This window comes from Actinomadura formosensis NBRC 14204 (genome assembly GCF_001552155.1).
GTDB classification, from domain to species: Bacteria; Actinomycetota; Actinomycetes; order Streptosporangiales; family Streptosporangiaceae; genus Spirillospora; species Spirillospora formosensis.
Genome location: NZ_BCQQ01000030.1, coordinates 43,053 through 60,260, shown reverse-complemented (window position 1 = coordinate 60,260; position 17,208 = coordinate 43,053). Strand labels below are relative to the sequence as shown.

Sequence of the window (17,208 nt, the reverse complement as noted above, 5' to 3'; positions counted from 1 at the left end):
GCGCCCCAGCCGATCCGCACCGGCCGGCCGCAGCGCGCGGCGAGCAGCGCGGCCAGCCGGCGCACCTGCGCGCCCTGGCCGCGGGTCTCGTCCGGATCCAGGTAGGCGACGATCTCCAGATGCTCGCCCGGCCCGATCCCGGCGGTCAGCAGGTCCAGCAGCGCCGGCAGGCCGGACGCGCCCAGCAGCGACGGCATGGTGGTGTGCGCCTCGACGGCCCGGCCGTGGTCGCCGTCGGTGAACAGCGGCTCGCCCGTCCCGTCGTCCAGCGTCATCGGGGCGGGACGGGCGGCCGGTTCGAGCGGGTCCGTCTCCAGCAGGTAGGCCGCGACGGCGGCGGCGTACTCCCACACGACGAGCTGGGCGGCGAGCGGCCCGGCCACGGTGGCGTCGTCCTGGTGCGGCCGGCCGCCGAACGTCACCAGGAACAGGTCGTCCGCGGGCGCCAGCGGAAACCCGCCCTCCTGGACGACCGGGATCAGCGCGCCGCGGGCCGTCTCCTCCAGCAGCGCCGCCGCCCAGTGGCCGATGCCGGGCAGCGCCGCCGCGTAGCCGCCGAGGATCACCGTCCGCCGGCCGGCGCGGGCCGCCCCGCCGAGGATGGCGCCGAGGACGAGACCCGGATTGTTCTCCGGCCGGGTCAGCGAGGGCAGCACCGCGGCCGCGCCGCTCAGCAGCGCCCGGACGTCGGCGCCGGCGAGCGCGGCCGGCACGAGCGCGTAGGGCGACAGGGCGCCGAACGCGGTGGCGGCCGGCGCCTCCACCAGCGGGTGCCCCGCCTCGGCCGCGTGCTTGGCCGCCGCCGCACGCGGCTCGGCGACGGTGACGAACCGCCGGGCGATCTCGGCGGGGGACAGGCCCGCGTCCCGCAACATCGCGGCGAGCACCTGGCGGAGCGTCTCGCCGCCCGGGTCGTCGCCGGTGACGACGGCCACGGTGCGGGTGAGCGCGTCCCGGTCGTCGCGGACGCGCAGCAGCGGGCCCGGCTCAAAGCCGTCCAGGACGGTGAGCGGCGTACCGCCCGCGGCGGCGATCAGCGCGGCGGCGCGGGCCGGGGCGCCGCCGCCCAGCAGCGCGACCTCGGTCAGCCCGTCCGCGCGGGCCCGCGCCCGCAGCTCCTCGGCCCGGTCCAGCACCGCGCGGCCCGGTCCGGGCTGCCCCGGCCAGCACAGCGGGCGGCCCGCCACCCCGGCGGTGGCGGCGGACGGCCACAGCGAGGAGTCCTCGGAGGCGAGCCGGACCGGGACCTGGTCGATCCACAGCCGGCCGAGAACCCGCTCCGCGGCCTGCCTGAGCGGGCCGCGGGCGGTGACGGCCGTCTCCCCCGAGACGACGGCGGTGAAGGTCACGGCCTGCGCGCCCCCGCCACCGCGCGGACCGCCTCGGTCAGTTTGCCCGCGCCCTCGATCGGGTCGCGCAGGTGCAGCCGGATCACCGGCAGCCGGCGTTCGCGCAGCGCCCGCAGCTCGCCGAGGGCGCGTGCCAGCCGCAGCTGCGCCAGGCTGTAGGGGCGGCCCGGGACGGGATGCGCGGCGAGCGCGTCGCCCGGCGCCGGGTCTCCGGTGATGATGAGGAACGCGCCGTTGCCGGGGCCGTCCTTGTGCACCGGGCCGGTCGCGTGCGGGTAGCCGGGCCCCGGCCCGTAGGCGACGGGACGCCCCGAGGCGCGGGCGAGCGACGGCGCGAGGTACTGCCCGGAGAAGTCGCCCGACAGGTACGTCATGACCGACAGATACCCATCGGAGGGGACCGAGGCGACCAGCCCGCCGAGAACGGTCCGCAGTTCGGCGCCGGGCGGCCACGGGAAGTCGGCGTGCACCTCGATGCCGTCCTCGACGTACACCGGCCGCTCCGCCGTCAGCGAGCCCGTGTCCGCCGTGCGCAGCAGCGTCGCCGCGTCGTCCTCGGCCTCCTGGACGACCGTGCTGCCCGCCTCGAACGGGTTCACGCCGAGCAGCCACCCGGCGACCGCCGTCGCGTACTCCCACAGCAGGAACTGGGCGCCGAGCGGCGCCCACACCGAGGTGTCGGAATCATCCTGCGCCGCCGACCGCGGGTTGATCGACACGCCGTGCACGTCCGGGAAGTCGCCGCGCCCGCCGGGCGGCTCGAACGCCACCACGCCGCGGCCCCGCTTGCCGGTGCCGACCGCGAGCAGCTGGGAGATCCACGCGCTCAGCGCACCCGGCCCGCCGGGCTCGCGCAGCAGCACCTTGTCGCGGGCGAGACCGCCCGGCCCCTGCTGCGCGCAGCCGCCGATGACCGCGCCGAGCAGCAGCCCCGGATTGTCCTCGTCCTTGGCCAGCGACGGGACCAGCGACGCCGCCTCGTCCAGCAGCCGCTCGGCGTCCGCGCCCGCCAGCACCGCCGGGACGAGCCCGTACGCCGACAGGGCGCCGTAGTGACCCGGCAGATAGGGGTCGGTGAGGCCGATCCGGTAGCCGCACTGCCGGGCGAAGTCGTGCAGCGGGCTCCCGTGGTCGGTGATGACCAGGAACCGGCTCGCGATCTCCCGGTCCGACAGGCCCCGCTCACGGAACGCCTCCGCGAAGATCCGGCGGTAGGCGTCGCCCTCCAGGGACACGCCCGCCTTGCTCGCCAGGACGACGAGCGTCCGGTCCAGGCGCTCCATCGCGAACGCCAGCGCGGCGGTGTCGCCGCCGTCCAGTACGGTCAGCCCGCCCGCCGCATGATCGGGGCCGCCGCCCGAGCCGGTGAGGGCGGGCGCATGCGCCTCCGTGATCGCCTGGGCGGCGAGGCCCTCCGCCCCGACGCCGATCAGCACGATGTGGTCGAGACCCGAGTAGCGCGCCTCGGAGACCAGGCCGCCCACCTGGTTCAGCAGCCCGCGGGAGGCGAACGGCAGATCGAGCCAGCCGAGCCGGCCGTGGTCGACCGCGCGCCGCCCCCACAGCCGCGGGTCCTTGGCGGCCAGCGCCCCGGGGACCCCGCAGCTCACCAGGTAGTCCCTCGCCTGCAGTGCCGCGTCCAGCACGTCCCCACGCGTCAATACGTCGAATCCGGACACCGTTCCCTCCCGCCCCCCATCGTTTCAGGAGAGAAAGGGCATCCGCGACCATCTCCATCGATCTTTGTGGTCGCATGCTGAACTCGTCCGGTCGCCCTGCGTCCGGGCACCGGCCCGGACGCCGCCCCGGGCGCCGCTCAGCCGAGCGCCGCCGCGAGCTGCGCGAGGCCCTCGGCGCGGTCGCGCAGATGCAGCCGCACGGCCGGCCGCCCGAGCGACCGCAGCGCCCGCAGGTCGCCGAACGCCTGCGCGAGCTGCAGCTCACCCAGGCTGTAGTGCCGCCCCGGCACCGGTACGTCGGTCGTGACCGCGCCGGTGATCAGCAGGAACGCCCCGTTCGGCGGGCCGCCCTTGTGGTACTGGCCGGTCGTGTGCAGGTAGCGCGGACCCCACCCGAACGTGACCGGGGCCGGATGCCGGCGCAGCTTGCCGCCCCTCGTGGCCAGCAGCGGGCGCAGCCCGCTCGCCGCCGCATCCCCGGAACGATCCAGGTAGGCCAGCACCGCGAGGTAGCCGCCGTCCGGGACGTCGGCGAGGATCGTCTCCAGCACCCCGGCCAGCGTCCGCGCGCCGCGCAGCGCGTCCCGCGGGGCGTGCACCTCGACCGCTCCCTCGACCAGCTCCGGCGAACGCCGCACCACCGCGGGGGCGGTGCCCTTCTCCGCCCGCAGCAGCGCGGCCGTGCCCTCCCGCGACGTGCGGGCGTCCGGCTCGTCGAACGGGTGCACGCCGATCACCCGGGCCGCCACCGCGACCGCGTACTCCCACAGCGGGAACTGCGCGCCGAGCGGGCCCGCGACGTTCACCCCCGCCTCCCGGCCGGGGCCCGGCTCGTCCGGGCGGCTGCCCAGGATGACCCGACGCAGGTCGTCGGCCGGCTCGAAGCCGGGGGCATCGGCGTTCTCCACCACGACCGGCAGCAGGCCCCTGCCGCCCTTGCCCAGCGCGCCGGCGACCAGTTGCTCCGCCCAGCCGGCGAAGCCGTCCAGGCCCGAGCCGTGGTCCACGATCACCAGCTTGTCGTGGCCGACGAGCGCCGACGAGCTCAGCGCCGCGCCCAGCGCCAGCGCCGGATTGTCGTAGGGCTGCCGGAACACCCCCGCGAACCGGGACGCCTCGTCCAGCAGGGCGTCCACCTCCACGCCCGCGAGCGCCGCGGGCACCAGCCCCCGGGCGCCGAGCGCGCCGAACCGGTCGTCCACATCGGGCTCGGCCGGGACGAGATGATGACCGGCCTCCCGCGCCGCCCGCGCGAGGCCGGAGCCCTCCTCGGCCACGACGACGAAGCGGCGCGCGAGGTCGGCGCCGCTCAGCCCGGCCTCGCGGAACGCGTGCCCGAACACGCGGCGCAGCGACTCGGCCTCAACGCTTCCGCCCACCACGACCACGAGCGTCCGAGCCAGATCACCGGCCAGGACGCCCGCGACCTCGTGCGGGTCGGTGGTGTCGAGGACGATCAGCTCGGCGCCCGCCGTGCGGCACATCGCCTCGGCGGCCGGTGCCGTGCCCCCCGAGGCGGCCAGCACGATCCGGTCGAGACCGGCGTCGCGGGCCGCGCCCGCCGGGCCGGCCAGCCGGTCCCGCAGCGACCGCGAGGTCTCCGGCAGGTCCAGCCAGCCGAGCCGGCGGGCGGCGAGCGGCGCCGCGTCCGGCCCCCACAGCTTGGAGTTCCGGGACGTGAGCGAGCCCGGCACGCCGTCGGAGACGAGACGCTCCAGCACCGTCTCGCCGTCGTCGACGACCGCGCCGCGGATGGTGACCGAGATCCCGCCGGCGGTCACCACCGAGGTCACGTGCCGGCCCTCTTGGACTCCAGTTCGCCGGTGATGGAGTCGAGCAGTTCCTTCCAGGAGACCGCGAACTTCTCCACGCCCTCCTCCTCCAGGACGCGCACGACGTCGTCGTAGTCGACGCCCACCTCCTTGAGCGCCGCCATGTGCGCGCGGGCGTCGTCATAGGCGCCGCGGACGGTGTCGCCGCGCACCTGGCCGTGGTCGGCAACGGCCATCATCGTCGCCTCCGGCATCGTGTTGACCGTGCCCGGTGCGACCAGCTCGTCCACGTACAGCGTGTCCTTGAGGTCCGGGTCCTTCACCCCAGTCGAGGCCCACAGCGGCCGCTGGGGACGGGCACCGGCGTCCTTGAGCGCCTTCCACCGGGCGGTGTCGGACTTCTCCTCGTACAGCGCGTACGCGAGCCGTGCGTTGGCGAGGCCCGCCTTCGAGCGCAGCCGCTTCGCCCCGTCCGAGCCGATCTTGTCGAGCCGCTTGTCGATCTCGGTGTCCACCCGGCTGACGAAGAACGACGCCACCGACGCGATCCTCGACAGGTCGTGCCCGTTCCGCCGCGCCTGCTCCAGGCCGGCGAAGAACGCGTCGATGACCTCGCCGTAGCGCTCCAGCGAGAAGATCAGCGTCACGTTCACGCTGATGCCCTCGGCGAGCGCCGCCGTGATCGCGGGCAGGCCCTCCTTCGTCGCCGGGATCTTGATGAGCAGGTTCGGCCGGTCCACCAGCCACCACAGCGCCCGCGCCTCGGCGATCGTCCTCGCCGTGTCGCCGGCCAGCCGCGGGTCGACCTCGATGGACACGCGGCCGTCCACGCCGCCCGTCCGGTCGTACACCGGGCGCAGCGCGTCGCAGCCCCACCGGATGTCGTAGGTCGTGATCGCGCGAGACGCCTCCTCGACGTCCACGCCGCGCACCGCCAGGTCCCGGACCTGGTCGTCGTACGCGGTGCCCTTGCTCAGCGCCTTGGCGAAGATCGTCGGGTTGGAGGTGACGCCGACGACGTGCCTGTCCTTGACGAGCTCCTCGAGGTCGCCCGTGCGCAGCCGCTCCCGGCTGATGTCGTCCAGCCAGATCGACACGCCCTCGTCCGAGAGCCGCTTCAAGATGTCGCTCATCGCTCTTCTCCTCGTCATCGAGTTGACAGGGGGCCGGGGACGGCGGCGGGGCCCGGCGCGGGCCCCGCCGAGCCCCTAGTTGCCGGTGGTGGAGCCGCGCCCGGCGGAGTGGACGCCCGCCTTGATCAGGCTGGCCTTCGCGGCCGCGACGACCCGCTCGGCGGTGATGCCGAACTGCTGGAACAGCGTCTTGTAGTCGGCGGAGGCCCCGAAGTGCTCCAGGCTCACCGACTCACCGTCGTCGCCGATGTGGTTCCGCCAGCCGAGCGCGATGCCGGCCTCGACGGACACGCGGGCGCGCACGCCGGGCGGGAGGACCTCCTGCCGGTACGCGTCGGTCTGCTCCTCGAACCATTCCACGCACGGCATCGACACGACGCGCGTCGCGATGCCCTCGGCCTGCAGGGTCGTGCGGGCCTCAAGCGCGAGCTGCACCTCGCTGCCCGTCGCGATGAGGATCACCTCGGGCCGGCCGTTGTCGGCGTCGGCCAGCACGTAGCCGCCCCTGGCGGCGCCGTCCGCGGACGCGATCTCGCCGCCGCGCTCGACCGTCGGCAGCTTCTGCCGGGTCAGCGCCAGGCCCGCCGGGCGGTCGGTGCGCCGCAGGACGGTGCGCCACGCCACCGCCGTCTCGTTGGCGTCGGCCGGGCGGACGATGTCCAGGCCGGGGATCGCCCGCAGCGCCCACAGGTGCTCCACCGGCTGGTGCGTGGGACCGTCCTCGCCGAGCCCGATCGAGTCGTGCGTCCACACGTAGGTGACCGGCAGCCCCATCAGCGCCGCCAGCCGCACCGCCGGCCGCATGTAGTCGCTGAAGACCAGGAAGGTGCCGCAGTACGGGCGGGTCCCGCCGTGCAGCGCGATGCCGTTGCAGATCGCGCCCATCGCGTGCTCGCGGATGCCGAAGTGCAGCGTGCGCCCGTAGCGGTGGCCGGGGAACTCCTTGGTCTGGAACTCCTCGGGGATGAAGGACGGCTCGCCCTTCATCGTGGTGTTGTTGCTCTCGGCCAGGTCCGCCGAGCCGCCCCACAGCTCCGGCAGCACCGGCGCCAGCGCCGTCAGCACCTCACCGGACGCCGCGCGGGTCGCGATGTCCTTGCCCGCCTCGAACGCGGGCAGCGCCTCCTCCCAGCCGGCCGGGAGCGTGCGGGACGCCATCCGGTCGTACTCGGCGGCGCGCTCGGGGTTGGCCGACCGCCACGCATCGAACGCCTTGGTCCACTCGGCGTGCTCGGCGCGGCCCCGGCCGGACACCTCGCGGGCGTGCGCCAGCACGTCCTGCGGGACCTGGAAGCTCTTGTCCGGGTCCATGCCGAGGATCCGCTTGGTCGCGGCGACCTCCTCCGCGCCGAGCGCCGCACCGTGGATCTTGCCGGTGTTCTTCTTGTTCGGCGCGGGCCAGCCGATGATCGTCCGCAGCGCGATGAGCGACGGGCGGGACGTCTCGGCCTTGGCCGCGGCGAACGCCTCCGCCAGCGCGGCGACGTTCTCCTCGTAGTCGCCGTTCTCGGTCCAGTCGACGTGGTGGACGTCCCACCCGTACGCCGCGTACCGGGCCCGCACGTCCTCCGACAGCGCGATCGCGGTGTCGTCCTCGATGGAGATGCGGTTGTCGTCGTAGAGCAGCACCAGGTTCCCGAGCCGCTGATGGGCCGCCAGCGCGCTCGCCTCGTGGCTGATGCCCTCCTCGATGTCGCCGTCGGACGCGAACGCCCAGATGGTGTGGTCGAAGGGGGACTCGCCCTGCGGCGCGTCCGGGTCGAAGAGGCCGCGTTCGCGGCGGGCCGCCATCGCCATCCCGACCGCGTTCGCGATGCCCTGCCCCAGCGGGCCCGTCGTCGTCTCGACGCCCGCCGTGTGACCGTGCTCCGGGTGGCCGGGGGTGAGGCTGTCCCACTTGCGCAGCGCCTTCAGGTCGTCCAGCGTCATCGGGTAGCCCGACAGGTACAGCTGGATGTAGAGGGTCAGGCTGGAGTGCCCGCAGGAGAGCACGAACCTGTCCCGTCCGGCCCAGTCCGGATCCGTCGGGTCGTGCCGGAGGAAGCGCTGGAAGAGGAGGTAGGCGGCGGGCGCGAGGCTCATCGCCGTCCCCGGGTGACCCGAGCCGGCCTCCTCGACCGCGTCCATGGCGAGGGCGCGGATCACGTCCACCGCCCGCCGGTCCTGGTCGGACCACTCAAACGTGCTGTTGTTCCTGCTCACGGAACGCCAGGCTCCTCTCGAACCGGTGTAAGGCCACTCGGTGAATGTTGTGCGTCTGTGATGTTGTGCGCCACGCGTCGTGGCACCCCGCCGAGGCCCATTGGCCATAACGTCCGGCGGTGCGGCGCGCTTCCCCGGCCCCGTGCCGCGGCCCGGGCCCGCGGCGGGCGAGATCACGCCGTGCCCTCAGCGAGCCTATCGCGCGGGAGGCGCCGCAGGCCGGCGCGGGAACGTGCCGTGCGACGCCGCGTTCCGGGGGTCGGGGGACCGGGGGACCGGGGGACCGGGGGTGCGGCGCCTTCATGCACCTTTGCCCGTACGTCCCGCGGGCTAACCCCCCGCACGGGTGATCCGGCGGGTGATCCGGGACGGCCCCGGCCCGGCCGGACGGTCACCGTCCGGCGCGTCCGGTGACCCGGTGCGCGACTCCCGGAGGGGGCCGACTACAGTGATTGCGCGGCTGACGGCAGCGGCCGCGGCAACCAGACCGAAGCCGAAGTCGCACCAATCCGAGGCCGTCCCGGAACGCGGGGGCACCGCCGAGGTGGACCGATTTCTCATCCCTAGTTGGACGTGGACCCGATTGTGACGGTGCTCAGTAACAAGCGCGGGATAGAGCTCGACGAGCGGGTGCCGGGGGCGCCCGTACCGGCCCTCGCGCCGGATCCCGCCGAACTCGCCGGCCGCCGGGCGGTGGGCGCGAGCGTGCGCGCCTACGTGGCGCTCACCAAGCCGCGCGTCATCGAGCTGCTCCTGATCACCACCATCCCGGTGATGTTCCTGGCGGCCGACGGCGTCCCGCGGCTGTCCACCGTGCTGCTCACGCTGGCGTTCGGGACGATGTCCGCCGGGTCCGCCAACGCGATCAACTGCTACATCGACCGCGACATCGACGCCAAGATGCGCCGCACCCGGCGCCGTCCGCTGGCCCGCCACCAGGTCACCCCCGCCCGCGCCCTGATCTTCGGGGTGACGCTCGCCGTGCTGTCCACGGCCGGGTTCCTGCTGACCGTCAACCCGGTCGCCGCGGCCGGGTCGCTGTTCGCGATCCTGTTCTACGTCTTCGTGTACTCGCTGCTGCTCAAGCGGCGCACCTCGCAGAACGTCGTGTGGGGCGGCATCGCCGGGTGCATGCCCGTCCTCATCGGCTGGGCCGCCGTCACCGGGTCCGTCGCCTGGACGCCGTTCGTGCTGTTCATGGTGGTGTTCCTGTGGACGCCGCCGCACACGTGGACGCTCGCGATGCGCTACCGCGAGGACTACGCCGTCGCCAAGATCCCGATGCTGCCGGTCGTCGCGTCCGAGCGCCGCGTCGTCATCGAGAGCCTCGGCTACACCTATGCGACCGTCGCGTGCTCGCTGCTGCTGTGGCCCGTCGCCGGGATGAGCCCGGTGTACGGGGCCGTCGCGGTCGTGCTCGGCGGGGTGTTCCTCGCCGAGGGGCACCGGCTGCTGAAGGCGGTCCGCGCCGGGGTGACCGGCGTCCACCTGCGGCCGATGCGCTTCTTCCACCTGTCCAACGTCTACCTGGCGCTGCTGTTCACCGCCGTGGCGGTCGACCCGCTGCTGCACTGACGCCTCCCGCGGCCGGTACGGCTTAGCGCTTCGCCCGACCCGCCGTTACGCTCGCGTCATGGCGCGTATGGATCCCAAAGCGGTACTCGAAGGACGGGTCCCCGGCCGGCCTCCGGTCGGGCTCATCCTCGGCATGACCGTGTCGGGGCTGTGCGTCGTGATAGCGCTCGGCACCTACGCCGCGCTCGGGGAGGCGGGGTTCTGGGTCGGCCTGCTCCTCGCCATCATCCCGATCCCCGTACTGGTCGCGCTCGCCCTCACCCTGGACCGGCTGGAGCCCGAGCCGCCGCGCGCCCTCGCGTTCTCGTTCATGTGGGGGGCGGGCATCGCCGTGCTCGGCGCGCTCGTCCTGAACACCGTGGGCCTGCTGTACGTGACCGTGCCCATCTTCGGCGAGACCGAAGGCCACTTCGTCAGCGCCACGTTCGGCGCGCCCGTCATCGAGGAGACGCTGAAAGGCGCCGTCCTGTTCGGGCTGCTGTGGTTCCGCCGCAACGAGATCGACGGCTTCGCCGACGGGATCATCTACGCCGCCATGGTCGGCCTCGGCTTCGCCATGATGGAGAACATCACCTACTACATGCGGGCGTTCGAGGAGGGCGGCGCCCAGCAGTTGCAGTCGGTGTTCATCCTGCGCGGCCTGATCGCGCCGCTCAGCCACCCGCTGTTCACGTCCATGACGGGCCTCGGCGTCGCCTACGCCGCCACCCACCGGCGCGGCCAGCTCATCGCGCCGCTCGCCGGGCTGCTCGGCGCGATGATCCTGCACGGGCTGTGGAACGGCGCCGCCGGCGCGTTCGGCCTCGCCGGGCTCGGCATCGTCTACCTGCTGGACTTCTGCGTCCTGGTCACGCTGGTCGTCATCGTCTTCGTGGAGCGCCGGCACACCGTCCGCCGCATCGAGACCTACCTGCCGATGTACGCCGGGACGGGCCTGGTGACGCCGCAGGACGTGCGGATGCTGCGGTCCATCCCGTCCCGGCGGGCCGCCCGCCGCTGGGCCCGGTCCGTCGGCGGCCCGCCCGCCGCACGCGCCATGACCGACTACCAGCTCGCCGCGACCGAGCTGGCGCTGCTGCACAAGCGCGCCGACCGGGGGGTGGCCGAGCAGCGCTGGTTCGTCGCCCGCCGCGACTCGCTGCTGGAGCTGATGGCGCTGGCCAGGCAGGCGTTCCTGCGCACTCCGCCGCGTCCCGGCGCGAACTGGCCGGCCGGCCCGCCGTGGGCGGCGCAGGGCCCGTCCGGGTTCCTGCCGCCTTCGCCGCCCGGCCCGTACGGGACGTAACCGGGGGGCGGATCGAGGCCACCGGGACCCGGCCATACGATTGGTGCCGTGGCAGAGCGTCCGTCTCCCAACCTCCTGACCCGGTCCTGGAACGCCGTGTGGCACCCGACTCCCGGGTCGCTGCGGCTGCTCGCGCTCCTCGGCGTCATCGGCAACGTGGTGATCGTCGTCAGCGGCGGGGCCGTGCGCGTCACCAAGTCCGGGCTCGGCTGCCCCGAGTGGCCGCGCTGCTCCGGCGACAGCCTCGTCCCGACCCACAATCCCGAGCACCACGTGCTGAACATGTCGATCGAGTTCGGCAACCGGCTGATCACGTTCGTGGTGCTGGGCCTCGGGCTGCTGGTGTTCGTCGCGGCGCTGCGGCTGCGTCCCCGCCGCGGGGAACTGGTGTGGTGGGCGCTGGCGCAGCCGATGAGCGTGGTCGCGCAGGCGGTCATCGGCGGCATCGTGGTCCTCACCGAGCTGCACCCGGCGGCCGTGTCGCTGCACTTCCTCGTCTCGCCGGCGCTGCTCGTCTTCTGCGTGGCGCTGTGGGTCCGGGCGGGCGAGGGCGACGCGCCGCCGCGTCCGCTCGCCGGGGCCTGGACGCGCCGCCTCGCCGCCGCGCTGCTGGCCGCCTCCGCCGCCGCCCTCGTCGCGGGCACCGTCGTCACCGGCACCGGCCCGCACGCGGGGGACGCCGAATCCCGCCGCTACGGCTTCGACATCACCGACGTCGCCCGGATCCACGGCGAGCTCGCCTGGCTCACCATCGGCCTGACAGCGGCCGTCATCGTCGCCCTCTACCGGACCGCCGCCCCCGCCCCCGCCGCCGCGCGCCGCCGGGCGCTGGAGCTGGCCGGGCTGATCGTCGTCCAGGGCGCGATCGGCTACACCCAGTACTTCCTCGGCGTCCCCGCCGGGCTGGTGCTGCTGCACATGCTCGGCTCGGTGCTGATGTGGATCGCGGCGTTCCGCCTGTTCTTCGCCCTCCGCGACCGCGGCCCCGTCCCGGCGGCGGAACCGTCGCCCGTCACCTCCCCGGCCGGGGCGCCGCAGCCCGCCTGAGGGCGCATCGCCCGGCGGGCGGACGCGCGGCCGCCGCCACCCGCCGGACGGCGCGGCCGAGGACCTTCTTCGCGTCAGCGCAGGGGCGCGGTGGGGCCGCCGGGGTTGTCCATCCGGGCGCGCATGACCTCTTCGGCGACGGCGGACACCTCGTCCTCGGGCAGGCGCCGGTAGCCGTCGCCGGTGACCACCGCGATCGTCGGGTAGATGCGCCGCGCCGGGTCGGGGCCGCCGGTGGCGGCGTCGTCGTCGGCCGCGTCGTAGAGGGCCTGGAGGCACACGGTGGCGGCGTCCTCCACGGACAGGTCGCGCCGGTACAGCTTCTTCAGCGAGCCCATCGCGTAGGGGGAACCGGACCCGTCCGCGTGGAAGTCGCGGGCCTCCTGCGGGGCGCCGGTGATGTCGTAGGTGTAGATGCGTCCCTCACCCGCGTCGGGATCGTAGCCGGCGAGCAGCGGGACGACGGCGAGGCCCTGCAGCGCCTGCGCGAGGTTGGCCTGGATGACGGCGCCGAGCCGGCGGGCCTTGCCCGGCAGCGACAGCGGGACGGTCTCCATCTTCTCGTAGTGCTCCAGTTCGACCTGGAACAGCCGGACCATCTCCAGCGCCAGCCCGACCGTCCCCGCGAACGCGACGGCGGAGTACTCGTCGGCGCGCTGGACCTTGTCCAGCTCGCGGTAGGCGATGCGGTTGCCCTGGGTCGCGCGCCGGTCGCCGGCCATCATGACGCCGCCGGGGAACGTCAGCGCCAGGACGGTCGTGCCGTGCGGCAGGTCCGGCGCGTCGCCCTCCGGCACCCGGTTGACCGGGAGCAGTTCGGGGGAGTGGAGGCGCAGGAGGTCGACGAACGACGCCGACCCCGCCTCGAAGAACTCGGGCGGTACCCCCTGGTCCTCGATCCGGCCGATCACGGCGGCTCCTCTCCGCATCCTGGACGATCCGTCGGGCTTGATCCTTCCACGCTGCCACACGCACCCGCCACCGCGCTCCTGAGGGGACGACCCCGCCCCCGGATCATGTCTGGGGTGCTTGCGGCGGTTCCTGCTGGCTGCGGGTGGCACCCGCGCAGGCGACGATCACGCAGCAGATCGCGATCCACTGGCGTGCGGTGAGGACCTCGCCGAGCAGCACCATCCCGACGAGCGCGGCCACGGCGGGCTCCAGGCTCATCAGGACGCCGAAGACGCGGGCGGGCATCCGCCGCAGCGCCTCCAGCTCCAGCGAGTACGGGATCACCGACGACAGCAGGCCGACGCCGAGGCCGATGAGCAGCAGCCGCGGGTCCAGCAGCGCCGTCCCGGCGGAGGCGATCCCGAGCGGCAGGATCGCGACCGTGCCGACGACGCTGGCGGCCGCGAGGCCGGTCGAGCCGGAGAACCGCCTGCCGGTGGCGGCGGTGAGCACGATGTAGGCGGCCCAGCACGCCGCCGCGAGCAGCGCGAACGCGACGCCGGCCGGGTCGAGGGCGCCGCTGCCGCCCCTGGCCAGCAGGACGACGCCCGCCCCGGCGAGCACGACCCACAGCGCGTCGCGCGGACGCCGGGACGCGACGATCGACACCGCCAGCGGCCCGAGGAACTCGATCGTCACCGCCACGCCCAGCGGGATCCGCGCGAACGACTGGTAGATCGAGAAGTTCATCAGCGCCAGCGCCAGCCCGAAGCAGGCGGCGATGGCGAGGCTGGAGCGGGAGTGGTCGCGCAGCACCGTCCGCAGCGCCTTGCGGGCCAGGAACCCCAGCACGATCGCCGAGGTCAGCAGCCGCATCGTCACCACGGCGTTCGGCGGCAGCCGGTCGAACAGGTGCTTGGCGAAGCCCGCCCCGACCTGCAGGGAGATGATGCCGAGCAGGATCAGCGCGGGCGGCGGCACCGACCCGAGCGACAGCGTCCGCGGCGGCAGGCGCCCGGACCGGCCGACCCGCGACGCCTCGCCCGGCACGTCAGCGAGCGCCACCGATCACTCCCACCTGAAGAAACGGGCGGCGAGGGCGAGGCCGGCGACGGCCCACGCCGCGAGGACGAGCAGCGGCTGCGCCGGGAACGCGGCACCGTCCTGCAGGACGTCGCGCAGCCCGCCGGCCAGCGCCGAGATCGGCAGCAGCTCCAGGACGTCCCGCACCGGGCCGGGGAACTTGTCCAGCGGGAACACCACGCCGCCGACGGCCAGCAGCAGGATGTAGACGAGGTTCGCGGCGGCGAGGGCGGCCTCGGCGCGCAGCGTCCCGGCCATGAGCAGCCCGAACCCGCTGAACGCGGCGGTGCCGAGCAGCAGCAGGACGATCACCGAGCCGGGATCGCCGTGCGGCCGCCAGCCGAGACCCAGCGCCACCCCGCAGATCACCGCGGCCTGCACCACCTCGACCCCGAGCACGCTGAGCGTCTTGGCGGCGATGAGCCCGCCGCGCGGCAGCGGGGTGGCGCCGAGCCGCTTGAGGACGCCGTACCGCCGTTCGAAGCCGGTCCCGATCGCCTGGCCGGTGAACGCGGTGGACATCACCGCGAGCGCGAGGATGCCCGGTGCGAGGAAGTCGACCCGGCGGCCGGCACCGAGGTCCAGCAGGGACGTGGCGCTGAACAGGACGAGCAGCACCATCGGGATGATCAGCGTGAGCAGCAGCTGCTCGCCGTTGCGCAGTACGGTGCGGAACTCATAGCCCGCCTGCGACATGATCATCCGCGGCAGCGGCACGGCCCCCGGCGCGGGGGACAGGTCCAGCGGGGCGGTCTTCGGCGGGGTCGTCACGCGCGCAGCTCCCGTCCGGTCAGCTCCAGGAAGACATCCTCCAGGGTGCGGCGCTCGATCCGCAGGTCCTCGGTCATGACGCCGTGCGAGGCGCACCAGGCGGTGACGGTGGCGAGCAGTTCGGGCCGCACGTCCGCCTCGATCAGGTAGTGCCCGGCGGGCGACTCCTTGGCGGCGCTCCCGGCGGGCAGTGCCGCCAGCAGCTCCTCCAGGCCGAGTCCGGGCCGGGCACGGAAACGCAGCTGCCGCTCGGCGCCGGTCAGCTCCTCGGGGGCGCCCTCGGCGACGACCTTGCCGTGGTCGACGATGACGACGCGGTCGGAGAGGCGCTCGGCCTCCTCCATGTTGTGGGTCGTGAGAACCACCGACACGCCGGCGGCGCGCAGTTCCTCGATCAGCTCCCAGGTGGCGTGCCTGGCCTGCGGATCGAGCCCGGTGGTGGGCTCGTCCAGGAAGACCAGCTCGGGACGCCCGACCACGGCGACGGCGAGGGAGAGCCGCTGCTGCTGCCCGCCCGACATGCGCCGGAACGGGGTGCGGGCGTGCTCGGTGAGGCCGAGCCGCTCCAGCAGGGCGGAGGTGTCGAGCGGCGTGGCGTGGAACGAGGCGACGAGCTTCAGGAACTCGCCCGCGCGGGCCGTCCCCGGCACGCCGCCGGACTGCGGCATCACGCCGACCCTGGGCTTCAGCGCCCGCCCGTCGGCGGCCGGGTCGAGGCCGAGGACGCGGACGGTGCCGGAGTCGGCCCGCCGGAAGCCCTCGCAGATCTCGATCGTCGTGGTCTTGCCGGCGCCGTTCGGGCCGAGCAGCGCGGTGACCGCGCCCCGGGCGGCACTGAACGTCAGGCCGTCCACGGCCCGCCGTTCGTGGCCGGCCGCGCCGTAGCGCTTGACGAGCGAGCGCAGCTCGACCGCGCTGTCTCGGCCACCGTCTCCGGGGGGTGTCATGATGACGAGTTTAGAACCGCGGCGGGACAGCTCCGCGCGGGGTCCCGCAGGTGCGCCAGGTGAAGATGAGGTAAAGCCTTCGGGGGGACGCCGGCGGGATGTGATCCGGGTCCGAGGGGAAGTCGATCTAGTTTCGCCCGCCGGGCGCGCGGGAATTCCCGATCTGTCACCGGACGCCCCCGGTGGCCTGGGGTGCCGGCACCGTCGCCGGGGCCCCGAGGAGGTGGGGATGCCGTTCCACGTCGATTCGGAGGCCGGACGGCTCCGGGAGGTGCTGCTCCACCGGCCGGAGTTGTCACTGAAACGGCTCACCCCGTCCAACGCGGCCGGGCTGCTGTTCGACGACGTGCTGTGGGTCCGGCGGGCGATCGAGGAGCACGAGGAGTTCGAGGACGTGCTGCGGGCGGAGGGCGTCCGGACGCATCTGCTGCTCGACCTGCTGTGCGAGACGATCGCGATCCCCGAGGCGCGCGGCCACATCCTGGACACCGTCGTCGACCCGCACTGGTTCGGCCCGCTCGCCGCCGACGCGATCCGCGGCTGCTTCGACTCCATGGACGTGCGGGAGCTTGGCTCGTTCCTCATCGGCGGCATCACCAAACGGGAGATGCTCGAGCGGATGCCCGAGCCCGCGTCCATCGCGTTCCACTTCATCGACCTGGACGGGTTCATCCTGCCGCCGCTGCCGAACCACCTGTTCACCCGCGACACGTCCTGCTGGGTCTACGACGGCGTCTCGATCAACACGATGCGCAAGAAGGCGCGGATGCGCGAGACGGTGCACATGGAGGCCGTCTACCGGTGGCATCCGCTGTTCGCCTTCGGCTACGGCCGGCCGGAGGAGGGCGGCTTCCACGTCTGGAACAGCGGGACGGCGATGGCCCCGGCGACGCTGGAGGGCGGCGACGTCCTGGTCATCGGGAACGGCGCCGTGCTGGTCGGGATGAGCGAGCGGACGCAGCCGCAGGCCGTCGAGATGCTCGCGCAGTCGATGTTCGCCACCGGTTCCTGCGACCGGATCGTCGCGCTGCGGATGCCGCAGAAGCGGGCGTTCATGCACCTGGACACCGTCATGACGATGGTCGACCACGGCGTGTTCACCGCCTACGCCGGGATGGGCATGCTGCCGTCCTACACCATCGAGCCCGGCGACACCGAGAAAGAGCTGAAGATCACAGATCATCCTCCGGAGGACATGCACCGCGCGATCGCCGCGGCGCTCGGCCTGGACGACATCAAGGTCCTCATCCCGACGCAGGACGTGTTCGCCGCCGAGCGCGAGCAGTGGGACGACGGCGCGAACGTCCTCGCCGTGGCCCCCGGCGTCGTTGTCGCCTATGAGCGCAACACCACGAGCAACAACCATCTGAGCCGGAACGGGATCAAGGTCATCACCATTCGCGGCAGCGAGCTGGGCCGCGGGCGCGGCGGTCCCCGCTGCATGACCTGCCCGCTCGTACGCGACGCCTGACGA

13 protein-coding genes are annotated in these 17,208 nt (G+C 73.9%); 4 read left to right on the top strand and 9 right to left on the bottom strand.

Annotation, left to right across the window (positions count from 1 at the left end):
* The 5 genes from AF1_RS10775 to tkt form a co-directional block, all read right to left on the bottom strand.
* A partial coding sequence (locus AF1_RS10775; protein ID WP_067795965.1) for a hypothetical protein occupies window positions 1-1,349 on the bottom strand: 1,349 nt, incomplete at its 3' end.
* Complete coding sequence (locus AF1_RS10770) at window positions 1,346-3,028, bottom strand: phosphoheptose isomerase (RefSeq protein ID WP_067795963.1); 1,683 nt, start codon at window positions 3,026-3,028, stop codon at window positions 1,346-1,348. The genes AF1_RS10775 and AF1_RS10770, both read right to left, overlap by 4 nt.
* A 137-nt stretch (window positions 3,029-3,165) precedes the next feature.
* A complete protein-coding gene (locus AF1_RS10765; protein WP_067795960.1) occupies window positions 3,166-4,821 on the bottom strand; it encodes a glucose-6-phosphate isomerase in 1,656 nt (551 codons plus the stop codon).
* Window positions 4,818-5,933 carry a transaldolase gene (tal, locus tag AF1_RS10760; protein ID WP_067795957.1) on the bottom strand — a complete coding sequence of 372 codons (1,116 nt, stop codon included), beginning with the start codon at window positions 5,931-5,933 and terminating at the stop codon, window positions 4,818-4,820. The genes AF1_RS10765 and tal overlap by 4 nt, the downstream gene beginning before the upstream one ends.
* Window positions 5,934-6,008: 75 nt before the next feature.
* Entirely contained in the window at window positions 6,009-8,060 is a 2,052-nt protein-coding gene (tkt, locus tag AF1_RS10755; protein WP_242608652.1) for a transketolase, read from the bottom strand.
* 660 nt (window positions 8,061-8,720) lie between these two features.
* Between tkt and AF1_RS10750 the strand changes: the two genes are divergently transcribed.
* The 3 genes from AF1_RS10750 to AF1_RS10740 are packed head-to-tail and all read left to right on the top strand — an operon-like array spanning window position 8,721 to window position 12,042.
* Entirely contained in the window at window positions 8,721-9,710 is a 990-nt protein-coding gene (locus AF1_RS10750) for a heme o synthase (protein WP_084262759.1), read from the top strand.
* A 58-nt stretch (window positions 9,711-9,768) separates the two neighbouring features.
* Window positions 9,769-10,995 carry a PrsW family intramembrane metalloprotease gene (locus AF1_RS10745; RefSeq protein ID WP_067795952.1) on the top strand — a complete coding sequence of 409 codons (1,227 nt, stop codon included), beginning with the start codon at window positions 9,769-9,771 and terminating at the stop codon, window positions 10,993-10,995.
* Between the two features lie 48 nt (window positions 10,996-11,043).
* On the top strand, window positions 11,044-12,042 hold the full coding sequence (locus AF1_RS10740) for a COX15/CtaA family protein (protein ID WP_084262758.1): 999 nt from the start codon (window positions 11,044-11,046) through the stop codon (window positions 12,040-12,042).
* A gap of 74 nt (window positions 12,043-12,116) precedes the next feature.
* On the opposite strand, the gene prcB is transcribed toward AF1_RS10740, so the two are convergent.
* The 4 genes from prcB to AF1_RS10720 all read right to left on the bottom strand — a co-directional run bounded on the left by prcB (window position 12,117) and on the right by AF1_RS10720 (window position 15,734).
* A complete protein-coding gene (prcB, locus tag AF1_RS10735; RefSeq protein WP_084262757.1) occupies window positions 12,117-12,971 on the bottom strand; it encodes a proteasome subunit beta in 855 nt (284 codons plus the stop codon).
* Between the two features lie 85 nt (window positions 12,972-13,056).
* Window positions 13,057-13,998: an EamA family transporter gene (locus AF1_RS10730; RefSeq protein ID WP_067795944.1), complete on the bottom strand. Its 942-nt coding sequence runs from the start codon at window positions 13,996-13,998 to the stop codon at window positions 13,057-13,059.
* Window positions 13,999-14,001: 3 nt separating this feature from the next.
* The gene (locus tag AF1_RS10725; RefSeq protein WP_067795984.1) at window positions 14,002-14,718 is read right to left on the bottom strand and encodes an ABC transporter permease; all 717 of its coding nucleotides are present in this window, start codon (window positions 14,716-14,718) and stop codon (window positions 14,002-14,004) included.
* A 65-nt stretch (window positions 14,719-14,783) separates the two neighbouring features.
* Window positions 14,784-15,734, bottom strand: coding sequence for an ABC transporter ATP-binding protein (locus AF1_RS10720; RefSeq protein ID WP_067795939.1), 951 nt, complete (start codon window positions 15,732-15,734; stop codon window positions 14,784-14,786).
* Between the two features lie 229 nt (window positions 15,735-15,963).
* Here AF1_RS10720 and AF1_RS10715 point away from each other — a divergent pair, with 229 nt between their 5' ends.
* The gene (locus AF1_RS10715; RefSeq protein ID WP_067795937.1) at window positions 15,964-17,205 is read left to right on the top strand and encodes an arginine deiminase; all 1,242 of its coding nucleotides are present in this window, start codon (window positions 15,964-15,966) and stop codon (window positions 17,203-17,205) included.
* Window positions 17,206-17,208: the final 3 nt, after the last annotated feature.